Genomic DNA, 8,139 nt, shown 5'->3' with positions numbered 1-8,139 from the left:
TATTTTTTTTCATGTTTTCAAATCGGAAACATGTATTTGGCCTGCTTTTTTGTCTGAAAAAGCTGAGTAGTTACCTTTGAATTAAAAGCGTATAAAAGTATGAATTATTTTAAAATAACATTTGGGTATTGTTGACAATTTGTTTTCAATTCAATATAATGGCTAATAATTTAACAAATAACATACGTTGAAAGAGCCCAGTAGCAGTTTGTCACTGTTAATGAGAGAGCTAGGGGTTGCTGGAACCTAGCACAAACAAACTTGCGAATTACACTCTGGAGTATCTTAGGTAATGCTAAGCGGATTGGCAATCGATATTATTGCTAAGAGTGGTATGAGTAGCTATGCTATTTATACAAACTGGGTGGTAACACGGTGAATAATCGTCCCTATGTCATAGACATAGGGACTTTTTGTTTTCAAAAAAATAGAGGAGATGACAAAAGATGAATATTATTGATGAATTAGAATGGCGCGGCGCCATTAATCAACAGACGGACGAAGAAGGGTTACGTAAGCTAGTAGAAGAGAAACAGATTTCACTATACTGCGGAGTTGATCCGACTGGTGATAGTATGCATATTGGACATTTAATTCCGTTTATGATGATGAAGAGATTCCAGTTAGCTGGCCATCATCCAGTTATTTTAATTGGTGGGGCAACAGGAACGATTGGTGATCCGAGTGGACGTCAATCAGAACGTCAACTTCAAACGTTAGAAGTAGTTCAGCATAATGTGGATGCGTTAACAGCGCAAATGAAAAAGCTATTTGATTTTGGCGGAAATAGCGAAGTGAAGATGGTAAATAACTACGACTGGACACATGAAATAAACATTATTGAGTTTTTACGTGATTACGGGAAGAACTTTAGCGTTAATAGCATGTTAGCGAAGGATATTGTAGCAAGTCGTTTAGATACAGGAATTTCTTTCACGGAATTTACGTACCAAATTTTGCAAGCGATGGATTTCCATCATTTATACACGAAAGAAGATGTTCAACTGCAAATTGGTGGTAGTGACCAATGGGGAAATATTACGAGTGGTTTAGATTTAATTCGTAAGTTAGAAGGGCACGAAGCGAAAGTATTCGGATTAACGATTCCGTTATTATTGAAATCAGATGGAACGAAGTTCGGTAAATCAGCAGGTGGTGCAGTTTGGCTTGATCCTGAAAAAACAACACCATTTGAATTTTACCAGTTCTGGGTGAATACAGATGACCGTGATGTAGTGAAATACTTGAAATACTTTACGTTCTTAACGAAAGAGCGCATTGATGAATTGGCAGTGAAGGTAGAAACAGAGCCTCATAGACGTGAAGCGCAAAAAGTATTAGCGGAAGAAATGACGAAATTCGTTCATGGAGAAGAGGCACTCCTGCAAGCTGTGAAAATTACAGCAGCGTTATTTAGCGGAGATATTAAATCGTTAACAGCCGATGAAATTGAACAGGGCTTTAAAGAGATGCCAACATTCCAGTCTTCAAAGGAGACGAAAAATATCGTAGAATGGCTAGTCGATTTAGGAATTGAGCCATCTAGACGACAAGCACGTGAGGATATTAATAATGGAGCTATTTCGATGAATGGCGAAAAAGTAACGGATGTGGGTACAGATGTTACTGTAGAAAATTCATTTGATGGACGATTTATTATTATTCGTAAAGGAAAGAAGAACTACAGCTTAGTGAAGTTAGGAGAATAATTTGTGTGAAAGGATGGGAGTAGGAAGAATACTTCCATCTTTTCATATACACAATTTAGACATAAAATAATCAGTAAATTTAGATAATTAAAAGGGTTATAATATTCTTCTGCCGAATAAATAAGTTAGAGAAAATTACGGACAAAAATAGCCCGAACCATGCAGGGCATGATTCGGGCTTATATTCAGATTAGTAAGCTAAGCTGAATAGACCTTTAATGTGTGATAAGTAACGAACGTTACTTGCTTCTTTCATTAATGATGCTGGTAAGCCTTTAAGTGGAGTATTGCTTGCTCCAATTGTAGCAACAGCATCTTTACGTCCTAGACTAGCAAGTGTTCCAGAGTTTACAGGTGCGAACTCTTCGAATGCTTTGCCTTCTAGTGCTGCGTATAAGTTGTATCCAATTAACTCACCCATTTGCCAAGCGATTTGTGCAGTTGGTGGGTATGGACGTCCGTCTGGAGCGAAGACAACAGCGCTGTCTCCAGCAACGAATACGTCTTTGTGAGAAGTAGATTGTAGGTATGCATCAACTGTTGCACGGCCACGGTTTACTTCAAGACCTGATTCACCGATTAATGGGTTACCTTGTACGCCGCCTGTCCAAACGAATGTGTTAGCAACAAGTTTTTGACCGTCTTTTAAGTCGATTTCATTGCCAGCAACGTTTGTTACAGGAAGACCTGTTAAGAATGTAACACCGCGTGCTTCTAGGCTAGTAGTTGCACGTTCGATTAAGTGGTCTGGTAATACTGGAAGGATTTTTGGACCTGCTTCAACAAGAAGAAGTTTAACTTCTTTTGGATTTACGCCGTGGCTTTTTGCAAGTTTAGGCATAATGTCAGCAAGCTCACCAACTAGCTCAACGCCAGTTAATCCGCCACCACCGATTACGATTGTAGCATCAGCTTCGTTTTTCGTTTTCGCGTATTCACGAATACGGTCTTCAACGTGTTTGTAGATTTTGTTTGCATCAGCAGCAGATTTTAATACCATGCTGTTTTCTTCTAGTCCTGGAATACCGAAGTAAGCAGTTTTACTTCCTAAAGCAACTACAAGTGCGTCGTAAGATAAAGTAGTGCCACCAGCTAGTTTAATTTCTTTGCTATCAACTGAGAATGACTCAACTGTTGCGATTTTAAGATCGATGTCTTTACCTTTGAAAAGCTTTGTAAGTGGCATTGCAATTGCTTGCTCAGCGACGTTACCAGCTGCAAGGCGGTGTAGTTCAGTGATGATTTGGTGTGTTGGGTATTGGTTAATCACTGTAACTTGTGCTTCTGATTTGCTGTAATATTTACGTACGTTTAAAGCGGCAAGAAGACCGCCATAACCAGCGCCTAAGATGACAATTTGTTTTGACATAGTATGATATCCCCCGTCTTTACTAATTGTTGTTATAAGTTAACTTATTTATTGTTACGTTCTGCACTAATTTGAAGATATGCGTTCACAAAGCGGAACATTTTTTGTGCTTGTGGGTCTTTTAGTAATTTTAATAGACCGAACAGGCCGATAACTTCGTTGCTTTCGTCAGCACGATCTTTCGCTTCGATAGCAGTTGCAGCCATGCCTTTCACTGTATCTTTTACAGGTTCTACAAGCTCTGTGATTGCACTAACAGTGTCGCTTTTTAATACTTCATCAGTAGCAACAGTTTGAGCGAAGTCATAAGACTTAGTTAAAATGTTAACAAGCTCAGTTAATTTTGGAAGCTGTTCTACTAGTGTAGTTAATGATTCTTGTACCTCAGGTTTTAACAACTGATCAAGTACATCAAGTTGTCCTTGGCTAGCAGAAATTTGTACAGTTTCTTGTTCTGGCTTTGTTTGAGTCATAGTTTCTGGCATCTCCAATTCTCCTTTACGATAGCAATACTCTTATTTTTGATAGGTAAGATAGTAAACGTTTGCGAAACTTTATACAAAGTTTCACAAAGCACAATAAAATGCCTTTAAATTTATGCCAGCAAGTAAGCTGAAATCATAAATCCAAAACCATAATGTCCTACCTATTATTTATGAACTGTCCGATACATGGCTTGTCCGCATAATGGAAAGTTCCTTTATCGGAAAGTGTATATAATATATATCCTATATTATATACTATATACACCTATGTTAACATAAAAATGATTCCTAATTATTTGATATTAAGCGTATAATGTAGTACTGACAAGGCGTGAAAGCGCATAAATTATTTTGTTAAGGTTAGAAAGGTACGTATATATAAATAAAAAAAGGAAAAAATGGACAAATTTATGTTCATTTTTTCCTTTTTTTATTGTTCACCTTCTGTAATTAGCATCGATGTGTTACCGCTTTTTTCAAGGTGGCATTCGCCCCAAGTACAAAGGGAATCAAGAATGGATTCTAAAGACCAACCGTAGTCTGTAAGAGAATATTCTACTTTCGGTGGTACTTGATTGTATACCTTTCTTTGAATAACTCCGTCTTCTTCTAATTCGCGTAATTGCTGTGTTAACATCTTTTGTGTAATACCAGGCATGAGACGTTTTAATTCACTCGTTCTCTTTGTACCTTTCGTTAAGTGGCAAAGAATAACGACTTTCCATTTTCCGCCGATAACCTCTAAAGTCGCTTCAACGGGAATATTATATTTCTTCATATAAAAAAATCTCCTTTGATGAATATAGATTTCAGTTCTCCAACAAAAGAAGCCAAATAATTTAAATGTTACTAAAAAGTACCTATAGCACTTTAAAGTACGTACTTTTTATCATGTTGAATATGTTCCATAATAGCATACGTAAGAGGGAAATGAGTAGTACGTTACTAAAAAGTGCCTATGTTACTTTTTGGTACCTATCGTACTTTAAAGTGCGTTCTTCAAAAAAAGAGTGAAGCCATTCATAATAGCATATATCAGCAGTAACATTATTTTTGTAGAAGAAAAAAGGCCTTTTTTCATACTATTATGATTGGATTTCTCGTATTAAGGAGGAGTTCAATTGAATTCATATACAGTATCTTCTTCGGTAGTACAGACGAATCGGAGAAGCATGTTTGCTTTATTAGCACTAGCAATTAGTGCGTTTGGAATTGGTACAACCGAATTTATTAGTGTCGGTTTATTACCATCTATTTCAGAGGATTTACATGTTTCTGTTACAACAGCGGGTTTAACCGTTTCTTTATATGCATTAGGAGTAGCGTTTGGTGCCCCAGTATTAACGTCATTAACAGCTAGTATGTCGCGAAAGGCGTTATTAATGTGGATTATGATTATTTTCATTATTGGTAATGGAATTGCGGCAGTGGCAACAAGTTTTACTGTGTTGCTTATCGCAAGGGTTGTATCTGCGTTTGCACACGGCGTTTTTATGTCGATAGGATCCACAATTGCGGCTGCGCTTGTACCAGAGAATAAACGTGCGAGTGCAATTGCATTTATGTTTACTGGTTTAACTGTTGCGACCATTACAGGCGTACCGATTGGAACATTTATCGGTCAACAATTTGGCTGGAGAACATCGTTTATGGTAATTGTGGCAATTGGAATCGTTGCCTTAATCGCCAATAGTATGCTAATTCCTTCTAACTTAAAAAAAGGTACGTCTGTATCATTTCGCGATCAATTCAAACTGATTACGAATGGAAGGCTATTACTTGTATTTATTATTACTGCATTAGGATACGGGGGAACATTCGTAACGTTTACGTATTTATCTCCGCTATTACAAGAAGTAACAGGATTTAAATCAAGTACCGTTACAATTATTTTGTTAGTGTACGGAATTGCAATTGCGATTGGGAATATGGTTGGCGGGAAATTATCAAATCATAATCCGATTCGAGCATTATTTTACATGTTCTTTATTCAAGCAATTGTATTATTTGTTTTAACATTTACAGCGCCATTTAAAGTCGCTGGACTCATCACAATTATTTTTATGGGACTATTTGCGTTTATGAATGTTCCAGGGCTACAAGTGTATGTCGTTATCTTGGCTGAGAGATTTGTTCCAAGTGCTGTTGATGTGGCATCAGCGATTAACATTGCAGCATTTAACGCAGGAATTGCTCTTGGTGCTTACTTGGGCGGTATTGTAACGAACTCGTTAGGGTTAATTCATACGGCCTGGGTAGGCGGCATCATGGTAGCAGGGGCTGTAATTTTAACAGCGTGGAGTATGACATTAGAAAAAAGGGATTAAGTGAAATAAGGGAGAGAAAATATAATGAAAAATTTACAAAGTACAACAACATTGCATAACGGTGTAGAAATGCCTTGGTTCGGTTTAGGTGTATTTAAAGTAGAAGATGGACCAGAACTTGTAGAAGCAGTAAAATCGGCGATTAAAGCAGGATACCGCAGTATTGATACAGCTGCGATTTATGGAAATGAAAAAGCAGTTGGAGAAGGAATTCGCGCTGGTATAAAAGAAGCCGGGATTACTCGAGAAGATTTATTTATTACTTCAAAAGTGTGGAATTCGGATCAAGGATATGAAACGACACTTGCTGCATATGAAGAGAGCTTAAAAAAATTAGAGCTAGATTATTTAGACTTATATCTTGTCCATTGGCCTGTAGAAGGGAAATACAAAGATACGTGGAGAGCGTTAGAAACACTGTATAAAGAAGAACGTGTGCGTGCAATTGGCGTAAGTAACTTCCAAATTCATCATCTGAAAGACGTATTAGCAGGTGCAGAAATGAAACCAATGATTAACCAAGTGGAATATCACCCTCGTTTAACACAAAAAGAATTACAAGCGTTCTGTAAAGAGCAAGGTATTCAAATGGAAGCATGGTCACCACTTATGCAAGGTCAATTATTAGATAACGAAACATTACAAGAAATTGCTGATAAGTATGATAAAACGACAGCTCAAATCATTTTACGTTGGGATCTTCAAAATGAAGTTGTAACAATTCCGAAATCAACGAAAGAACACCGCATTATTGCAAATGCTCATATATTTAATTTTGAATTAACGAAAGAAGATATGGAGAAAATTGATGCGTTAAATGAAAATCATCGCGTTGGTCCAGATCCTGATAACTTTGATTTCTAAACTTATAGTGGAGAGAAGGGGTGCAAACAGTTTGCACTCTTTTTTGTTTTGCTTATGCATAAAAAAAGTTTCTAACTAAATAATAAGCAGAAGAAAATTTGTTATTTCATAAGGGGTTGTAAACATGAATATAAAAAGATCGTTCAAGCTAATGGCCGCTTTTTTGAGTGTTTTATTTGTATTTGCGAACTTATTATTTCCACTTCAAAAAGCATTCGCGGAAGTTATGGATCATACAAAGTATGAAATGGATTGGAGTTATAGTAGGTCAAAGAAGAAACCAATTCGAACAGAGCTTATTAAAACAGCAGATGGAAAAATTGCCGTTTGCTTAAATGTAGATTTGAAATCTCCAAGCGGTCAAGATTTACCGGAAATGGGCAAAGTGGATATTAATGTATACCGTGTACTGTTAAATGGGTATCCGCAAAAGAGTCCACAAGAATTAGGTGTTTCTGATTGGAGAGAGGCACATTATGCAACGCAGCTTGCAGTATGGAATGCGTTAAAACAAATTGATATTAATGATTTAGATTTCCGTAATAAAAATGTAGAAAAGGTAACGAAAGATATCGTTGCAAAAGCAAGTGCTAGTGAAGAATTACAAGAAATTACGATGAGCGTAATACCGTCAGAAGAACAACAAGCAGTGTTGAAAAATGATTTCTTTGAAACAGGTTTATATACAGTGGAAACAAATGCGAAAAGCGGAACATATAAAGTGCAAGCAACAGGTGCACCAGAAGGCGCGAAATTTGTAAATGAAAAGGGCGAAGCAAAAACGGAATTTAATGTAGGAGAAAAGTTCCGCATCTTAATTCCGAAACAAACACCAGCTGGTGGGTTTAGCTTTAAAGTATTAGGAAATTTAACAAAGTTACAAGGGATTGCACATAAAGGGACACCGACTATTCAAAATGCAGTTGTATTACTTGAGCGTAGTGAAGAAAAAACAAGTCCGGAGTTATCGGTAAGTTGGAAAACAACAAATGGTCATGATAATAATAAACCACATACTCCAAATGAACCACATAAACCGAATCAAAAGAGATAATGAAAAAGCATTGGCACACAGCCAATGCTTTTTTGCAGTTCATTTATTTACAGAGCCATTATCTTTAGTAAAGCAGTTTGCATATGCACTGAATGGATCTTCGATACTTTTCATTATATGGTTGACGCTTTTACAATGTATCGTTTGGTGGTTATTCGTAGATAGAAAAAGGAGTGGATTATAATCGATAAAGATATTTTAATGTTACCGCTAGTACTTATAGCGATTGCTCTATTTCTTTTCACTTCACAAATCGTAACTACTCAGCTTCCTCACGGAAGCTTTTTTAATTTTACTAGTTTCATATGCCTCTCATTTGTAAATACTGAGT

The 8,139-nt window shown here is 36.7% G+C and carries 7 protein-coding genes and 1 other annotated feature; of the genes, 4 read left to right on the top strand and 3 right to left on the bottom strand.

The annotated features are described in order from the left end of the window. Positions 1-178: 178 nt before the first annotated feature. Positions 179-394, top strand: a binding site (T-box leader). Positions 395-446: 52 nt separating this feature from the next. Continuing rightward, positions 447-1,709 (top strand): tyrosine--tRNA ligase, encoded by a 1,263-nt coding sequence (tyrS, locus tag JDS99_RS29005; RefSeq protein WP_199696250.1) that lies wholly within the window; start codon positions 447-449, stop codon positions 1,707-1,709. 190 nt (positions 1,710-1,899) lie between these two features. Here tyrS and JDS99_RS29000 read toward each other — a convergent pair whose 3' ends face one another. The 3 genes from JDS99_RS29000 to JDS99_RS28990 all read right to left on the bottom strand — a co-directional run bounded on the left by JDS99_RS29000 (position 1,900) and on the right by JDS99_RS28990 (position 4,341). Beyond that, positions 1,900-3,078, bottom strand: a complete 1,179-nt coding sequence (locus JDS99_RS29000) for an NAD(P)/FAD-dependent oxidoreductase (protein WP_000043194.1) — start codon at positions 3,076-3,078, stop codon at positions 1,900-1,902. A 44-nt stretch (positions 3,079-3,122) separates the two neighbouring features. Further along, entirely contained in the window at positions 3,123-3,563 is a 441-nt protein-coding gene (locus tag JDS99_RS28995; RefSeq protein WP_001115312.1) for a DUF1641 domain-containing protein, read from the bottom strand. Positions 3,564-3,993: 430 nt separating this feature from the next. Beyond that, complete coding sequence (locus JDS99_RS28990; protein ID WP_000760478.1) at positions 3,994-4,341, bottom strand: winged helix-turn-helix transcriptional regulator; 348 nt, start codon at positions 4,339-4,341, stop codon at positions 3,994-3,996. A 394-nt stretch (positions 4,342-4,735) separates the two neighbouring features. Between JDS99_RS28990 and JDS99_RS28985 the strand changes: the two genes are divergently transcribed. The 3 genes from JDS99_RS28985 (at position 4,736) to JDS99_RS28975 (ending at position 7,808) form a co-directional block, all read left to right on the top strand. Continuing rightward, positions 4,736-5,890, top strand: coding sequence for an MFS transporter (locus JDS99_RS28985; protein WP_176546149.1), 1,155 nt, complete (start codon positions 4,736-4,738; stop codon positions 5,888-5,890). A 24-nt stretch (positions 5,891-5,914) separates the two neighbouring features. After that, the gene (locus tag JDS99_RS28980) at positions 5,915-6,754 is read left to right on the top strand and encodes an aldo/keto reductase (RefSeq protein ID WP_060488090.1); all 840 of its coding nucleotides are present in this window, start codon (positions 5,915-5,917) and stop codon (positions 6,752-6,754) included. A 124-nt stretch (positions 6,755-6,878) separates the two neighbouring features. After that, positions 6,879-7,808: a thioester domain-containing protein gene (locus JDS99_RS28975; RefSeq protein WP_199696249.1), complete on the top strand. Its 930-nt coding sequence runs from the start codon at positions 6,879-6,881 to the stop codon at positions 7,806-7,808. The last annotated feature ends 331 nt before the right edge of the window (positions 7,809-8,139 follow it).

Origin of the sequence: Bacillus cereus group sp. N6, assembly GCF_016483705.1 — a bacterium.
In the GTDB taxonomy this organism is placed as follows: domain Bacteria; phylum Bacillota; class Bacilli; order Bacillales; family Bacillaceae_G; genus Bacillus_A; species Bacillus_A wiedmannii.
Note: the sequence above shows the minus strand (reverse complement) of the source record. Positions and strands in the feature narration are given on the sequence as shown.